The 14,940-nt window shown below is 59.3% G+C and carries 15 protein-coding genes; 5 read left to right on the forward strand and 10 right to left on the reverse strand.

What is annotated here, in order from left to right; all coding sequences use genetic code 11:
• Positions 1–36: 36 nt before the first annotated feature.
• Positions 37–1,074: an IS30 family transposase gene (locus AC0GNO_RS23530; protein ID WP_472905065.1), complete on the reverse strand. Its 1,038-nt coding sequence runs from the start codon at positions 1,072–1,074 to the stop codon at positions 37–39.
• Between the two features lie 83 nt (positions 1,075–1,157).
• On the opposite strand from AC0GNO_RS23530, the gene AC0GNO_RS23535 reads away from it, so the two are divergent.
• Complete coding sequence (locus AC0GNO_RS23535; protein WP_472905731.1) at positions 1,158–2,636, forward strand: ankyrin repeat domain-containing protein; 1,479 nt, start codon at positions 1,158–1,160, stop codon at positions 2,634–2,636.
• Positions 2,637–2,699: 63 nt separating this feature from the next.
• Here AC0GNO_RS23535 and AC0GNO_RS23540 read toward each other — a convergent pair whose 3' ends face one another.
• Both AC0GNO_RS23540 and AC0GNO_RS23545 read right to left on the reverse strand, forming a co-directional pair.
• A complete protein-coding gene (locus tag AC0GNO_RS23540; protein WP_472905740.1) occupies positions 2,700–3,152 on the reverse strand; it encodes a hypothetical protein in 453 nt (150 codons plus the stop codon).
• Between the two features lie 89 nt (positions 3,153–3,241).
• Positions 3,242–3,757, reverse strand: coding sequence for a DUF6933 domain-containing protein (locus tag AC0GNO_RS23545; RefSeq protein ID WP_472905732.1), 516 nt, complete (start codon positions 3,755–3,757; stop codon positions 3,242–3,244).
• 314 nt (positions 3,758–4,071) lie between these two features.
• Between AC0GNO_RS23545 and AC0GNO_RS23550 the strand changes: the two genes are divergently transcribed.
• Positions 4,072–4,230 (forward strand): hypothetical protein, encoded by a 159-nt coding sequence (locus AC0GNO_RS23550; RefSeq protein WP_472905733.1) that lies wholly within the window; start codon positions 4,072–4,074, stop codon positions 4,228–4,230.
• A 102-nt stretch (positions 4,231–4,332) separates the two neighbouring features.
• On the opposite strand, the gene AC0GNO_RS23555 is transcribed toward AC0GNO_RS23550, so the two are convergent.
• From AC0GNO_RS23555 to AC0GNO_RS23580, 6 genes are all read right to left on the reverse strand, one after another.
• Positions 4,333–5,304: a GIY-YIG nuclease family protein gene (locus tag AC0GNO_RS23555; protein WP_472905734.1), complete on the reverse strand. Its 972-nt coding sequence runs from the start codon at positions 5,302–5,304 to the stop codon at positions 4,333–4,335.
• A 5-nt stretch (positions 5,305–5,309) separates the two neighbouring features.
• Positions 5,310–5,699, reverse strand: coding sequence for a hypothetical protein (locus AC0GNO_RS23560; protein ID WP_472905735.1), 390 nt, complete (start codon positions 5,697–5,699; stop codon positions 5,310–5,312).
• A 19-nt stretch (positions 5,700–5,718) separates the two neighbouring features.
• Positions 5,719–6,513 carry a hypothetical protein gene (locus AC0GNO_RS23565; protein ID WP_472905736.1) on the reverse strand — a complete coding sequence of 265 codons (795 nt, stop codon included), beginning with the start codon at positions 6,511–6,513 and terminating at the stop codon, positions 5,719–5,721.
• A gap of 65 nt (positions 6,514–6,578) precedes the next feature.
• The gene (locus tag AC0GNO_RS23570; RefSeq protein ID WP_472905737.1) at positions 6,579–7,397 is read right to left on the reverse strand and encodes a hypothetical protein; all 819 of its coding nucleotides are present in this window, start codon (positions 7,395–7,397) and stop codon (positions 6,579–6,581) included.
• Positions 7,398–7,832: 435 nt separating this feature from the next.
• The gene (locus AC0GNO_RS23575; protein WP_472905738.1) at positions 7,833–9,266 is read right to left on the reverse strand and encodes an Arm DNA-binding domain-containing protein; all 1,434 of its coding nucleotides are present in this window, start codon (positions 9,264–9,266) and stop codon (positions 7,833–7,835) included.
• Positions 9,259–9,507 (reverse strand): hypothetical protein, encoded by a 249-nt coding sequence (locus tag AC0GNO_RS23580; protein ID WP_290968139.1) that lies wholly within the window; start codon positions 9,505–9,507, stop codon positions 9,259–9,261. Before AC0GNO_RS23580 ends, AC0GNO_RS23575 begins: the two co-directional genes overlap by 8 nt.
• A gap of 129 nt (positions 9,508–9,636) precedes the next feature.
• Between AC0GNO_RS23580 and AC0GNO_RS23585 the strand changes: the two genes are divergently transcribed.
• Positions 9,637–9,879 carry a helix-turn-helix domain-containing protein gene (locus AC0GNO_RS23585; protein ID WP_290968137.1) on the forward strand — a complete coding sequence of 81 codons (243 nt, stop codon included), beginning with the start codon at positions 9,637–9,639 and terminating at the stop codon, positions 9,877–9,879.
• Positions 9,880–9,929: 50 nt separating this feature from the next.
• Here the strand turns inward: AC0GNO_RS23585 and AC0GNO_RS23590 are convergent, their stop codons facing one another.
• Positions 9,930–10,130, reverse strand: a complete 201-nt coding sequence (locus tag AC0GNO_RS23590) for a hypothetical protein (RefSeq protein ID WP_290968135.1) — start codon at positions 10,128–10,130, stop codon at positions 9,930–9,932.
• A 584-nt stretch (positions 10,131–10,714) separates the two neighbouring features.
• Between AC0GNO_RS23590 and AC0GNO_RS23595 the strand changes: the two genes are divergently transcribed.
• Together AC0GNO_RS23595 and AC0GNO_RS23600 are read left to right on the forward strand one after the other, a co-directional pair.
• Positions 10,715–13,141 (forward strand): hypothetical protein, encoded by a 2,427-nt coding sequence (locus AC0GNO_RS23595; protein WP_472905739.1) that lies wholly within the window; start codon positions 10,715–10,717, stop codon positions 13,139–13,141.
• A 467-nt stretch (positions 13,142–13,608) separates the two neighbouring features.
• Positions 13,609–14,940: IS5 family transposase (locus tag AC0GNO_RS23600; RefSeq protein WP_472904709.1), on the forward strand; the 1,332-nt coding region annotated here is incomplete at its 3' end.

A 14,940-nucleotide genomic window follows, 5' to 3' on the forward strand; every position in this document is an offset into this window, starting at 1 on the left:
CGGCGGATTCAAGTCTGAAGTGCAACACCCTGGGGTTCAATGAACGAGGGTGGAATGTTGCGGGCTGTTGAGCAGGAGTTCTCGATAGACCGCCAGCGGGGATCGTACGCCCAGACCTTTGCGAGGTCGGTTGTTGATCTGATCGGCAATGGCATCGAGTTGCTCCTGGCTGTAGCCTGAGAGATCGGTGCCCTTGGGCAGGTACTGACGCACCAGCCCATTGGTGTTCTCGTTGGAGCCGCGCTGCCATGGGCTGTGCGGGTCGCAGAAGTACACCGCGATTTCCGTGCGGCGGCTGAGCTCCTTGTGCATCGCCATCTCCCGCCCCTGGTCGTACGTCATGCTCTGGCGCATGGGCGCTGCGATCCCCAGCAGCTTGTCAGAGAAGGCCTGCATCACGTTGGCTGCGCTGGCAGGTTTGAACTCAGGCAGTTTGATGAGCATGAGCAGCCTGCTGGTGCGCTCGACCAAGGTGCCCACCGCACTGGCGTTGGCCTCTCCCTTGATGAGATCGCCTTCCCAGTGGCCCGGAAACTGCCGATCCTCAATCTCAGGCGGACGCAGGTGGATGCTCACCATGTCGGGGATCTGACCGCGCCGGTCTTGCCCTTTGCTGCGTGGCACGCGCTTGTTGTGGGCGTGGCGCAGGGTGGCGATCAGCTCGCGCTTGAGCTCGCCCACGGGCTGGGCGTAGATGCAGTTGTAGATGGTCTCGTGTGACACGCGGTGCTCATGGCCTCTGGGGAGGATGCAGGCCAGTGTCAGGGCAATCTGTTCAGGCGACCAGCGCTCGCCCAGAAAGTGGCGCATCAACCCGAACAGGATGCCATCGCGATGGAGCTTGCCCTGTGGGCGGCCTTGCAGGCGTCGCCGTCGGGCGCAGGCACGCGCTGTGGTGCTCGCGTAGCCTGCGGGCTGAGCGTTGCGCCGCAGCTCCCGGCTGATGGTGCTTGGTGAACGACCCAAGACTTGGGCCATGGCGCGAACGCTGTACTTTTGCTGGGCCAGACTGGCCAGGGTCACGCGGTCTTCAGGCTGAAGCTGTTGATAGCGCTTGGATGGGGTGCTTTGCATCTGCGGACCTTACTCGGTGGCAGGTGTTGCACTTCAGACTTGAATCCGCCCACCCTATTTAACAACATCAATATCGAAGCCATATGAAACTATCAGAAGACGACATTCAAGGTATTGGCATGCTGCTTTCAGCATTGAAAAATCATCAGCTTGATATAGTCAAGGCCAAGTCCACAAATCAATGGAGAGACCTAAATGCCGAAGACCTTGATTTCGTAGTTTCGGAAAGCTCCTCTGATATTGATATCACTCTTGAGGACAACTATTTTAACGAAGGCAACAAAACGATTCATACGCTTTTAAGCTATTCAATGCTTTATTCAACACCAGAAATTTTTGGTGTTTTGCTATCAGACTATGAGTTAAATCCAAACATTCCACTCGCTATCAAATTCTTTGATGTACAGAATGGTGAAGATATTGAAGCTTTCGAGATCTCCGACATCACTGCTTTAATTATTGCGATTAAAGAGGGTCTATATGATATGGCAAGAACACTACTTGAACATGGTGCAACTCCAAACGGGGCTTGGCATGCACTAGGTCAGGTATCGATGAAAAATAGCCGAGCTATGGAGGATCAATTCTTTTCACTTCTACTTCACTACGGCACCGATCTGAGCCATGCCGTGTTTGAGTATCTGAGTGGCATCGGCATCGACACGGAGGATTTCGAGCAAGCTATCCAGCAGGAGGACATACTTCCACGAATCGAGAGTGCGCTAGTTCGATTCAAAAAAGTTGGTGCATGCACAAAATCTCCAAGACCTGGAGAATGCTTGGCGCACATTGCCGCAAGGCACCCAGCCTTGCTGAACTGCGTACAAAGATACTTCAGTCTTCCACCCATAGACAATGAAATTGCTCCACCATTGCTTCTTGGTCACATCTGTCCTACGACTCTAAATATCCTCAAAAGATCAGGGCATGATTTGCTCAAAAAGGATGCTTTCGGAAACTGCCTACTGCACAAATGGGCACTAGAAATGTGTGCAGCATACGATTCAGATGAGTTAAACAATGAAGTCATGCGATCTTTTGAGCAGATCGTAGCCACCAAACTTAATATCGATGAGTTGAACAATCGCAAGCAAACCTCACTACATCTTGCTGCACTTTACAAAAGCTCGATTGCCATCGAGCTCCTTCTGAGCAAGGGGGCAGATCCTAACGCAAAAGATATAAACGGACTAACACCATTTGCATATGCACTCATCTCAAACACGGTTGAATCCGAACTAGACGAAAACGACTACAACTACGTTTTTGCCGATGATATAGACGAAGAAGTGCTCGTTGTTGAAAAACTCATGGACAAAGGAGTCAATTTGGACATGGCGACCAACAATGGTATTGGCCTATCTGAATTAGTTGCGACATCGAAGGATTTCATATTTTCAAAAGTTACTTCTCAAGCAAGTCAAAAATACAGAGAAATTTTTCAATCAGCGAGACGCTCACCAGCCTCGGGGAAAATTTACTTCTATTCAGAAATGAATACGACTGCCATTGCGGGCTATATGTATTGCGGAGACACAAATGTTATTGCAAAGAGAGGTTAATATTCGCCCTTGCACCCCCCGCAGCCCGCATGAATGCTGGTGTTCCGTCGTGATTCCAGATGGTCAGAACTCAAGATTTTGATTCCAATAGTTTTCAGTTTCAGGGAGTTTTTGATGTTCGCCCGCCCCACCACCGAAGACTTTTTGCGCGCCCGCTTGGAACATATGATCGACCTGCGCTAGCCACTGGCGGTGCTGACTTCGCACATGCCCTAGCAGGCGCTTAAAGCGCGGGTAGCCCAGACCTTCTCCCGCCGCGCCCGACCCCGTGAACCGCTGCCCGACCTGGGCCTCTTTGGCGAGTAGATCGAACGCAGCGCGCGCCCGAGCAACGCCGGAGATCCTTGGCAGGTACTGGCGCACCAGTCCGTTTGTGTTCTCGTTGGAGCCACGCTGCCATGGTCTGTGCGGGTCGCAGAAGTACACCGAGATGTCCGTGCGGCGGCTGAGCTCCAATAGCTTCAGACTGATACGGCTCACCTGTTCTGAACAAGCCATGCTCGCGCGAGGTGTCATGGCCCTAGCTGTATGACCGACAGCTCTTGGTCGATCATCCGTATGCCCGCTCAGGGTCGCGGGTTGCCGCTCGCTTCAGAGTGAAGCGGTCATCGGTCGATGGCCGCCTGCAGCGCCCGGTGAGCAGCGAACGCCGCGAGTGTGGCTTGGTCGGGTGCACCGTAGTCAATGACCTTCAGGGGCGTCTTGGCCAACCAGAGCGATTGCGCCAGCAGCGTTCGATCCGGGAAGTCGAACAGCCCGACTTGAAGCTGAAATGCCAAGTCGTTGAGCGATCCCAGGACTCTGCGGTTTGCCGTCTTTCCAACAGACCAATGTTGCATTGCACCGCGCTCGGCAGTCGCTTCGTCCGCTGAAACGCCGATGGCGGTGAGCATCGGCTCCAGGGCCTCGCAGAGCCGCTGGACGAGGGCTCGACCATCCCGTGCCGGCACCACTATGGGCAGCAAGCTTCGCTCGCTGACAGCGAGCACCACCTGGATTCGGCCAACGCGGATCATATTGGCGTACCAGTCTCCGAGGACTGTGTCCGGCGGTGCCGACTCTGGATCAGGCATGGCGTTCAGCCGGTCGAGGAGCTTCTGGGTGCAGCGGAGGACAAACACGGTGATGAGACGGGGAGACAAATGCCAAGTATCGACGCTGACCAATGTTTCCTTTCGGCGGTAGTGCGGTCATCCCTTTCCTGGACCAGAATGGTCGGTGATGAACGTCCCCGTCGCTCAGGACTCAAGTTCGAGTGACTCAGTGCAGCCTTGGAGCCACCTCCATTGCCACCAGCCCACCCGGCGCCCGCAAAGACCATCGATTGACCCCCTGCGTTTCAGCTCCACTCCGGCCGAAAGCACCTTGCATCCACCCCAACGCAAGACCACAATGTGCTTTCAAATTTTCACGAGCCACCTAGAGAGGATCTGTCATGAGCACCGCCGATCTGCGCCGGATCTGGAACGACAGCACCCGCCTGTTCTTCGCGCCGCTCGTGGGTGCGGTGACGGGTGCTGTGAAGGAATTCCAGCGGGTGAATCGCGAGGTAGAACTCAACCGCCATCAAGCGATCAATCAGAAATCCGACTGACACCGAGGGTGCCCCGGCACCGGTCATAACCCGACAGCACCTCGCCAGGCTGGTCTTTGAAATGCACCAGAGCGGACAAATTTGTCCGCTCGCCCAGAACTCTCAACCCTCCCACAACCCATCCCAGAGGGCCAGCATGCGCGGCCCGCCGGGCAGTGCTCTGAGCGCCTTGCGGTCCTCCACCCACAGCGCCAGGGTGCCGCGGGAGTCGGGATCGAAGTGGATGCGGGTGAGCCAGGAACGCTGCTCTCCATGCCGACGCAGGCGCCCGGTCCTGAACATCCAGAACGCCGAGTCGCTCATCTGGAATCGGCTGGCCAGCATCTCGCTCTCCCACAGGTCACCCAGGCCGCAGAGGTAGACCACCTCCGGCCGGGCCGCCAGGGGTTCGGATGCTTCCCCTCCCCCCTCGGCAATGTCCGGCGGGGTCGGCTGCGCCGACTGTGCGGACTGCAGGACGATGTCCAGGTTGTCGTTGAGCTTGCGTAGGGCCTTCACGATCTCGTTCATCTGGCGCAGATTGGCGTGCGTCGCTTCGAACCAGCGCCGTGTCTGGGCCTCTCGATGACAGCTCCGGCGCTGGCCACTCGTGTAGCTCTCGTCGGCCAGGGTGGTGAGCGTCACCAGCGTGGTCTGTTCATCACCCAGCGGGGTCTGCGACAGCAGGTTGACCGCGTGGCTCAGGCCATCGATCGAAAACCATTCGGTGCCACCATCCCAGCGTTCAGGCCCTTCCCCGTGGATGTGGAGCCGGAAACCGCTCAAGAGCTTGTGCAGGCTCTTCTCGATCTCCATCGCACGCCGGCGGTCTGAAAACAGGGCCTTGAGCGAACTCTCTTCAGCGATGTGCTCGGCGTCGGGCAGACCGCGCGCACGCACCTGCGGGTCCACACTCACACCGATCTTGAAGCGCGGCGAGAGGCGGTGCACCAGCAGGTAGACGTAACACGGTGTCGGGCGGGTCGTTCGAGCCGGCTTTCTAGCCGGTGCGCGGCGCGAACCACGCTCACAGCTGGGCAGTTGCGCTTCCTCGTAGTGCCAGCTCATGCGGGATTGGGGCATCAGTTTGTACATGACATTCACTCCTTGGGCTGGCTGGCAATCACTTCTGCGCAGAGGGTGCGTGCCGACACACAGACGTAGCGCTTGCCGCTGGCCCGATGCTCCAGGATCAGCTCGTCGCTCACGGGTGCGACCAGGGCGCCTTCGAGCCGGTAGGTGGCCGTGCTGGTGAGCACGGTGACCACCGGCAGCTGAAGCAGACTGCCCGGACTGTCCACGCGCATGGCGATCAGGGAACCGGCGGTAGTGCTGTCTACGACCTCGGCGTCCTGGGCCAGCGCGTCCTGGTACGTCAGGTACATGCCCGTGCCGGCCAGGGCCGCCAGCGTCATCAGCACGACCATGTCCCGGAAGAACTTGCGGTCTTCCGCGCTGGCGGCGGTAGGGGTAACTGTGTCCATCTTCATGTTCTTGTCCTTTCCTGGTTCAGTTTTTCAGGTCGATCACCTGGGTTCCCCACGGGTAGGTGATGCGTTCGCTCCACAGGTGCAGCACGGTGAGCAGTCGGGCGAACTGCTCGCCATCGACACCATCACCCGCCGTGGCGCCCAGCAACAACGCCCGGAGCAGCCTGCCCTCCTGGGGTACCTGCCGGGCCAGGAAGTCCAGATCGGCCCGCAACATGCGGCGCCGGGCTTGCCGGACCTCGTGCAGACGGACCCTGGGGGTTCCGCGTTTGGCCACCTCCACCGGGTGTGCGCACCAGAAGTGCCCGCAGGCGTAGAAAAAGCCGGCGGCGTGCATGACGGGCGCTTCGTCCAGCAGCACGTCGGGTGCGACCGAGCATTGCCAGGCCAGCTGGGTGGACAGCTCGAACGGCGTGACCTTGCCCGTGCTGCGGCTCAGCGGATGCAGATGCCTGCCGGCGCGGGCGTCGTGCACCTTGAAGTAGCACTCCAGGTTGAAGTCGGTCTCGAAGATCGCGTCCATGAACGCGTCGATCTCGGGATGGCCGCAACGGATGCGGTAGGCCACCACGTGTTCCCGCAGCAAGGCCAGCTGGTGCAGCTTCATGCGGTGCGGGGTCATGCCCTGGAACAGCTCGCCGATGGCCAGCAGTTCGCTGGCGCTGGGCACGCGGCTGTGGTTCCAGTGGGCCAGCTCGCGGGCGTTCTGCGCGCCCTTGGCGGAGGCGTTCTCTCCGCCTGCCCTTCCTCCCTCTCCGGCTCTTTTGCGCGGGCGGGGTTCGGGCTGCGGGGTGTTGTCGGTGGGTGTGTTCATCGGATGCTTTCTACAAAGGGGATCGGTTGCTGAACCGAGGTGCAGCGGAGATGAAGGGGTGACGCTCAGCCTTTCGGCTGGGTGCTGACCATCCAGACGAAAAAGCGCTGGCGCACATCGAGGGCTGTGGCCGGCTGGTCGGTGCTGGACAGCAGGCTGATGGCGACGTCGTCGGTGCTCGCCATGCATTCACCCGGTGGCGAACCCGGTCGGTTCGTATCGGTCCAGCTGAGCTCCAGCCACTCAGGCACCAGACTGCGCACGACATCGGGTGTGGCCACCTGTCCGGCGAGGGCGCGCAATGCGTCGTCGCCGGCCGGGTTCAGCCCTTGCAGCAGGATCCACAACCCCTCGTGCACCGGCAGCAGCACGGCGCCATCCAGTGCAGAGAAGCACACGATGTGCTCGGGCCTGGGGGCTGGCTGCGCGGCGGCAGCGGGCTGCACAACGGCTGGTGCCGGCGCGCTCTCGGCATCCTCGGGTCTTGGGTTCGGGTCCGCAGAGGAAGCCCCGACCTGCAGGCTGTGCAGGAGATCCGAGGGCGCGATCACCAGATCAAAGACATCGTGCGGTGCTTGCAGGCAGATGGTCCAGGCGAACCGGTTCACCTCGCCCCAGAAGGTGTTCATCACATCGGGGCTGAAGCCATCGGTGTCCGACGGATCGAGGTAGAGGAAGGCCTGGGCCTGCAGGTGGTGGCGTTGCACGGTTTCACTGCCCGTGCGCCTTGCGGGGACCAAAGGAATGGTGGGCTGGACAGCCGTCTTGAACTGCCGACCGTGTCGAGCCGGCTTCTTGTTGAGTTTCTTCTGGGCGGCTGGCTTGAGCAGGCGCCGGGGCACCTTGGATCCAGTGGTTCTGGATGAACGTGGTTTGGAAGTCATGTGATGGCTCGCTTTCCGGGATGACTGGTGAATGGGTGAATGAATGGGGTCGATGGGCTGTTTTCAGGCAAGGCTTCGCCCCGCCCTGCTCTTTGGGCGTTTGGCTTTGGGTGGCAATGGCAAGGTCGAAAGACTTCTCCCGACTGCAAGGTCACGCTGCAGCGGTGATCAAGTCCTCCTGCGCCTGAAGGGGAATTTCAGGATCAGGGAGGAAGATGCTCTGGCGCGTTCACGTTCGAACTGGTCATAGCTTCAGGCTCGCATGGCAATCGTCAATGTCAAATCTGGGTCAGGTCAGCTCTCGCGGTGGAGTCCACCGTGCAACTGCCCTCTTGCTCTCCAGACCGCTGCTCCGGGCAAAGCTCCGCCCTTCCCTCTTGCACGCCATGCTGTGACGTTGGCAAGAGGGTTCAGAAGTTGGGGGCTGGGGTGGACCTAGAACCCGGCGCGAGGCATGGCCGGGCTCGGTGTCCTCTTCCCTCCGCACGGTGGTGGACCTTGCCCTCCATCCGATCCATGTGGTTTCAGACGACGGTGAGCGGCGGCGTATCCGCGGGGCTTCGGCACGGGGCTGGGAAGCTGTTCTGATGCCGGTACAAAGGATTCCTGCTCGAGTGAGTTCCCGTGCTCGTCAAGGACATGCTCCGTGATGCGCGCCAGTGGTGCGGTACCGATGCGACTCGCCAGCAGCCGCTCCATGGCCGATCCGTCCTGTCGTGTCATGTTGGGCACATACCGGCTGTAGGTCTTGAACAGCATTTCGGTGCTGGTGTGGCCCAGTTGTCGAGCGATCCATTCCGGGGCTTCTCCCGCTGCCAGCCACAACGTCGCCGCTGTGTGCCGGGTCTGATACGGGCGCCGCAGTTCGAAGTCCAGGTGGCGCAGCAGCGGGTACCAGACACGTTTGGTGAAATTCGTGTTGTCCAAGGGCTGTCCCAGCAGGTTGCAGAAGACGTACTCCGACACCGTGCCCGTGATCTTTTGCTGCCGAAGCATGGCTTCGTACACGGGCTGGCTCATGCGGATGTCCCGCTGGCTGCCGTCGGTCTTGGTGTAGTCGTCTTCACCCAGGACGTGGGTTTCTCGCACCAGTATCAAGCGGTGTTCAAAGTCGATGTACTTCCACTTCAGACCATTGATTTCTCCGGTGCGCATCCCCGTGAGAAAGCGCACCTGCAGGTAGTCCTTGAAGTCTGGTCTGACGGTGGCCAGGATGGTCTGGACCTGGTCCAGCGAAAACGGCTGCACATCGGATTTTTTGACGCGCAAGCGCTTGAGGTTCAGGGCCGGTGACGTGAACTCGAGCCGGTCAGCGGCTTCGGCAAGGATTTGCCGGAGCGTGCCCATGATTTCGTTGATGCGCTTGGCCGACAAACCTGCTTTGCCACCCCGTCCCGGCTCCTTGGCGAGGGCCGCACGAAAAGCAAGAACGTCGGCCTTGGTGATGCTGGTGATCACCCTGTTGGAGAAGTAGGGCTTTATGCGGCCGTCCAGCGTTGAAAGCAGCGAGCGAATATGGCTACGACGCCATTCGATGCTGTGCTCCTGGACCCACTGGTCGGCGAACTCACTGAAGGTGGGGCCTGTGGCTATTGATGGTTCTTCCGCGCCGCTGCCGTTTTCTGGTACCCGATCAGGCGCTTTGCGATCAGAACGAAACCTTTCAGCCATTGCACTGCCCGGGAAGAAGTCCGCGTAGACAAATCGCCCTTCCTTGATCGCATCGCTCATTTTGTCCACCACCGCCTGAACCCGTTTGCGGTTGGCTGGTGAATCCATCAGCGCTGTCTGCTCACGACACCGAACGCCCTTGTAAGTGAAGTCGATCTGGAGCTTTCCTGTTTCCTTTCGGGCAACAACCTTAGCCATGAACCATTGCTCCGTTGGCCATGGGAATGCCACTGAAGCCAACTGGCTGGGTAGCGGACGGCACCTTCATGTCCCGTTCAATGGTTTCCCAAAGAAAAAGGATCTTTCGACCGCCAAATGGGCGGAAATAGTGCACGCCCTCCAGTAGGACACTGTCCTTCAGACGCTCCCTGATCGTCCGCGGGTCGTACTTGATCTTGTCCGCAAGTTCTTCAGTCGTCAGATACGTATGCTCTGTCATCGTGCGCTCCTGTATGATGAACGAATCAAGTGATGAATATTTTTATCACTTGCTGCATATCTTACACAGCCTCGATGACTTTTCAAGTCATTTGATCAATATTTTTATCATTCGACGCCTTCTCGCATCATGATCAGGTTCAAGCTGGGGGAGATGATCGAGAGGCGGCAGTTCAACGAAGCTCGCCGGATCACGATCAGTGAGATTGCGGCCAGCACAGGCCTCAACAGGATGACTCTGTCCAAGATCCTGAACCAACGGGGATATGGCACAGGTACGGAAACAATCGACAAACTTTGTGCGTACTTCGGATGCCAGGTTGAAGACCTGATGGAGCACGTGCCTGATGTCGAGAATGTGTCACCCGAGTAAGGCAACTCAGCGATGAGACCGAGGGGAACAAGCGAACGTCTGGCGTTGGCTTACATCAAGTCATCAACCGTCAATCCGTACTGGGCCATGGTCTTCTTGATGTCATCGATCACGGAAGCTCGCTGCGCGCCATCGTCATCCTCGGCCGCTGCAAAAAACGTGCTGGCACTTCGAAGCAGTTCCTGGTAGCGCTGGTCACTCAGTTGCTCTGCACTTGCCCTCTTAACTTGGCGGCTCTGACTGGTCTTCATTGCCGGAGATTATCTCGTCGGACGGCAGCAGTTACCCCTTCGTGCCCGGTCGCCATCAGAAAATCGAAAACTGGCATGCCGCGCAGCTGTCGGAAAGAGCAGCCGCAAGCTGACTGTCACGAAGTGGCTTATGGGCACGGCGAACGGCACTGGCTCGGACGGAGCCTATATGTGGTACTGCGGTCATAGGGCTTCCGTGATCGGGCTGGCGCCGCTTGATCGTCCGCTTTCCATCACTCGGGCCCGCGGTACCTTCCCCAAGCAGCCCGAGAGGTCCTGGCCATCGACAACCGCAGTGCAGCGACTGGAGCCGGTCGCCGGCGGCGGTTGTCCTCACGCTGACTGGCACCAAGCAGTCGTCGGGCATCGTCACACGCGAAGTCATGAATGTCGGCTGTATGGGGTACTGCGGACATCGGACTCCCTCGACCCGGATGGCGCGGCACGACGGACCGCTTCCCCATCACCTGGACTGGCGGTACCAACCCACTACCGCCCGTCGCTAGAACCAGCCGGTCGCCCTAGAGCGGGCGTTCAGCGACTGACCGACTAGACTCAATTGGATAGAGAAGCCAGGAGGAGAAATGCTCGGTTCCGCAGACATCAAAGTTCGGCCGCTCAAGTTGGCGCTCATGGTCGACCCGAACAGCGCCACACAGGTACGCGAAGCCATCCGCTTGGCTTGCACTCAGTGGGGTGGCATGTTTTTTCCGATCATCCCCGTGCACAAGCGCATGCCAGCCAGTTGGCGTGATGGGCCATTGAAGCCTCCTCCGGCTCAGAGCGTGGTGAAGGGGTACCTCGACGGATTTGATCCAGACATCCTGGTCCAGTTCGGAAAGGAGCTCCCCAAGTACATCCTCGACACGAAACTGGAGGTTCTCAAACCGGGTGATATCTGGAGCGGCGGTCGAAATATAGATGCGAACGAACCCGCTTTCGGGATTGGTGTGCTCGATGTTCTTCTGGACATTTACAAGGAACACTTCAAGTTCAAGGCAAAGTATCCGCTTAAGGCCATCGTTCCCGTTATTCCCAAGGCGCTAGGGCTATTTTGGGCCAGCGTCTTCGGCGAGTACCCAGCGCATATTGCCAAAGCTATCGACAGGGAGTTTGCAGACGCCTTGGATCTCTCAAAGCCGGAAGTACGCGCAGACAACTTTCGCGAGCTGACCGACGGGAACGTGCTCTTTCCAAGGCGTATCACTCAATGGGCGATGCGCGTGCAAGGAGGTGTCGGCTTTCGCGGAAGCGCCTCGGTCTTCTTCATGGACGCTTCGAAAGTGGAGGATGTCATCGATTATTGGAACCTTAGAGCCTCTGGACGTCCGGTTCTCCCGTTGCCAAAGCAGTTCCTCGAGGTTGGGTCCTTCAAACAGGTCGTAGTTGAATATCTCGACGAACATCGTCGTCCTTGGGGGGATGGCGGCCGTGGCTTCGATGTTGCAAGCTTGATTCGAAGCCGCCACAGCACGATGGACGAGATGCAGGTATTTGCGAAGTCCCTGGCGCTGCCGTCAGCGGACGGCCAGCAGGGTGCCGCGACATCACAGATGTCCCTTCAGCATTGGTATCCAAGGCTGTGGGACGAATGGGCGCGAGGCAAGGAAGGCGGCGTTGCCGACGTGTATGGCGAGGACGACGAAACCATCGACATCGCGGGAGAAGAGGACTTGTCCATTCGGCTCAAGTCTTTGATTCCGTCGTTCGGTCGCGAGAATTGGTTCCGGAGCAATGGTCGATGCGTGAACGAGTTCGACTTACGCCTCTACGGCGCTGATGAACATCTGGCCGAGGTCTATCCAAAGGTCGAGGGCGACCAACTCCTACATGCCATTACCGGCAATATCGGCCGGTTTGGCGAGTGGCGCGTAGGACGTCATGGCCTGGTCCGGATCGTCCGCAGCGTTTCGGGCGAGTCGCGCAAGGCCCCCGCGTCGGAGAAGATCTTTTTCGCCTGGCTGAAGGATCGCGGCTGGGAGGCGAAGCTCTCAAGTCCAGGCATTCTGGCCAAGCAGATCTACAAGCGCGTCGGCGGCCTTGTCAGCATGCTCGCTAACAAGGACGTCCTAGCTCTGATCGAGCACATGAACGGAGGAACGGTCAGCAGGGACGGCGCGCAGAAAGACGACAGGGTTGTCGCTGTGCGGGAGGTATCTGTTGCCGACGTAAAGAGAAAACTGAACGCTCATCGCTACGAATGGTTTGTTCAGAAAGGTATTTTTAAGCTCGGTCTGCAGACGAAATGCCCCAATTGCCAGCGAAACAGCTGGTTTGCCATGGCGACGCTGAAGGAGGAGTTTGACTGTCCCAAGTGCTTGAACACGTTTCGCGCCGCGGGAAATATTGATCAAGGGCGGAGTGGGAGTGGCTGGTTCTATCGGACGGCTGGTCCCTTCAGCGTGCCGAACTTTGCGGACGGTGCGTTCTCGGTCCTCCTGACGCTGGAGGCACTTGCTGGGCGGGGAGCTTTGTTGCGTCGGAGCACATCCGTTCCGAGTTTTGAGGCGACGTCGCCGGGCAAGGTGGCCCTTGAGGCTGATCTCGCCATGTTTTGGCGAGACGGGAGCTATGGCAATGAAACCGCCGGGATCTTGTTCGGTGAATGCAAGAGCTATGGGCTCTTTAAGCCCAAGGATTTTCAGCGCATGCGTTACCTCGCCGAGACTTTCCCCGGGGCGATTCTGGTTTTCAGTACGCTGCGCGAGAGTCTCACCAAGGAGGAAATCGCCGCGCTTACTCGTCTCGCAAAGTTCGGGCGCAAGTACTGGAAGGCTGGGAGGCCCCTGAATCCCGTGCTGATCCTCACGAGCGCAGAGTTGTTGACATGGGAGCGCCCTCCCCGTTGCTGGAGTGAAGAACTGCAGAAGCGATTCCGGAATGTGCATTCGCTCATGGAGCACTGCAACGCCAGCCAGCAGATATACCTCGGGCTGCCGTCGTGGCAAGAAGACTGGGAGGCAGCGTTTGAGCGACGCCGGCGAGTGCGTGAGAAGAGGAGCGAGGGCTAGGAGTGCGCAGAATTGTCCGGGCTGACCGAGATGCGGGGCTCGGGCGCAAAAGACAACCTTCCCGAAAGCTGCCCATCGCGACGGGCAGCTCCTGACCGTCAGTAGCAGTTCGTGGACAGTGCCGAGGCCTGGCTTTGGTTGGCGAGAGCTCTGGCAGCGAAGGTCCTGTTCCCGGCACTGCCGCGTGCTCACGCTCCCGGCCATGAGCCGACGGAGATCGGATCAAGAAGCTGACGCTCAATGACATAGTTCAGCTGCGTGGTCGGCGCTGCAACGTGCTCTCACATATGAAGAAGAGCCACAAAGATGCAGGTCTCGCTAAGAATGGAGTTCATTGGCGAAGTCGTTAGTCGCCCCTGAAGAATCCCCGGAACCCGCATAAACACAGGGCTTTCGGGGTGATTGCGGGTAGCCGGAACTCCCAGTTTGATTTCCAATAGGGGCAGTTTTCTGGGAGTTCTGCCGTGCTGTTTGCCTGCCCCGCCACCGACGATTTCTTCCGCTCGCGCATCGATCACATGATCGATCTGCGCCATCCGCTGGCGGTGTTGGCCTCGCGCATGCCCTGGCAAGAGATCGAAGCGCGGGTGGCTCAGGTCTTCTCCCGCAAAGGCCGCGCTGGTGTGGTCATGCCCGACCTGGACCTCTTCGGTGAGCAGGTGCAGCGTGCAGCAGTGGCCAGCAACGCAGGACGCCCCCGCATACCGCTGCGCATCATGATCGCGCTGCTGTACCTCAAACACGCCTTCAACGAGTCCGACGAGGGTGTCGTCGAGCGCTGGGGCGAGACGCCGACCTGGCAATTCTTCTCGGGCCAGGCGTACTTTGAACACCACCGCCCCTGCGACGCCACCACCCTGATCAAGTTCCGCCAGTTGCTGGGCGAAGAAGGTGTGGAAGAACTGCTGGCTCAGACCATCAACGTGGCCGTGGACCTCAAGCTGATCAAGCCGCAGGAGCTCACGCGCGTGATCGTGGACAGCACCGTGCAGCACAAGGCCGTTGCGCATCCCACCGACAGCCGACTGTTGGAGACGGCGCGCGCCAAGCTGGTGGAGGCGGCCAAGGACGCCGGCATCGAGCTGAAGCAGACCTTCGCCAAGGAAGGCCAACACCTCAGCCACAAGGCCGGGCGCTATGCCCACGCCCGCCAGTTCAAGCGCATGCGCCGGGCCATCAAACGCCAGCGCACCATCGTCGGCCGACTGCAGCGCGAGATTGATCGCAAGGCCAGCGCCATCGGGGCTGCCGTGCGGGATGCGCTGGGCGAGACCTTGAACAAAGCCCGGCGCATCGTGGCCCAGAGCGGCCAGCGCAAAGCCGCCGAAGGACAACCCAAGCTCTACGCCTGGCACGCGCCCGAGGTGGATTGCATCAGCAAAGGCAAGGCCAAACAGCCCTACGAGTTCGGGGTCAAGGTGGGCATCGCCAGCACCTTCAAAGGCAACCTGATCGTGGGCGCCCGGGCGTTCCACGGCAACCCGTACGACGGGCATACGCTGAGCGAGCAACTGGAGCAGGCCACGATCCTGATGCAGGACAGCAGGGCAAAACCAGTGACGGCGTTCGTCGACTTGGGCTATCGGGGTGTGGATGCGGACAACCCGGATGTGCACATCGTGCACCGGGGCAAGGCCAAACGGATCAGCGAGCAGGAGCGACGCCAGCTCAAGCGGCGCCAGGCCATCGAACCCATCATCGGCCACCTCAAAGCCGATCACCGCATGGACCGCTGTCACCTCAAAGGTGAGCGGGGTGACCGGCTGCATGCGGTGCTGTGCGCTGCCGGTTTCAACATC

The sequence above is a fragment of the Hydrogenophaga sp. L310 genome (assembly GCF_055703065.1).

Excerpts from the sequence above, each read along its gene's own strand:
- AC0GNO_RS23530 (WP_472905065.1), bottom strand. The coding sequence starts at position 1,074 with ATGCAAAGCACCCCATCCAAGCGCTATCAACAGCTTCAGCCTGAAGAC.
- AC0GNO_RS23540 (WP_472905740.1), bottom strand. The coding sequence starts at position 3,152 with ATGACACCTCGCGCGAGCATGGCTTGTTCAGAACAGGTGAGCCGTATC.
- AC0GNO_RS23580 (WP_290968139.1), bottom strand. The coding sequence starts at position 9,507 with ATGACAGAGCATACGTATCTGACGACTGAAGAACTTGCGGACAAGATC.
- AC0GNO_RS23570 (WP_472905737.1), bottom strand. The coding sequence starts at position 7,397 with ATGACTTCCAAACCACGTTCATCCAGAACCACTGGATCCAAGGTGCCC.
- AC0GNO_RS23565 (WP_472905736.1), bottom strand. The coding sequence starts at position 6,513 with ATGAACACACCCACCGACAACACCCCGCAGCCCGAACCCCGCCCGCGC.
- AC0GNO_RS23575 (WP_472905738.1), bottom strand. The coding sequence starts at position 9,266 with ATGGCTAAGGTTGTTGCCCGAAAGGAAACAGGAAAGCTCCAGATCGAC.
- AC0GNO_RS23560 (WP_472905735.1), bottom strand. The coding sequence starts at position 5,699 with ATGAAGATGGACACAGTTACCCCTACCGCCGCCAGCGCGGAAGACCGC.
- AC0GNO_RS23555 (WP_472905734.1), bottom strand. The coding sequence starts at position 5,304 with ATGTACAAACTGATGCCCCAATCCCGCATGAGCTGGCACTACGAGGAA.
- AC0GNO_RS23595 (WP_472905739.1), top strand. The coding sequence starts at position 10,715 with ATGCTCGGTTCCGCAGACATCAAAGTTCGGCCGCTCAAGTTGGCGCTC.
- AC0GNO_RS23535 (WP_472905731.1), top strand. The coding sequence starts at position 1,158 with ATGAAACTATCAGAAGACGACATTCAAGGTATTGGCATGCTGCTTTCA.
- AC0GNO_RS23585 (WP_290968137.1), top strand. The coding sequence starts at position 9,637 with ATGATCAGGTTCAAGCTGGGGGAGATGATCGAGAGGCGGCAGTTCAAC.
- AC0GNO_RS23590 (WP_290968135.1), bottom strand. The coding sequence starts at position 10,130 with ATGAAGACCAGTCAGAGCCGCCAAGTTAAGAGGGCAAGTGCAGAGCAA.
- AC0GNO_RS23550 (WP_472905733.1), top strand. The coding sequence starts at position 4,072 with ATGAGCACCGCCGATCTGCGCCGGATCTGGAACGACAGCACCCGCCTG.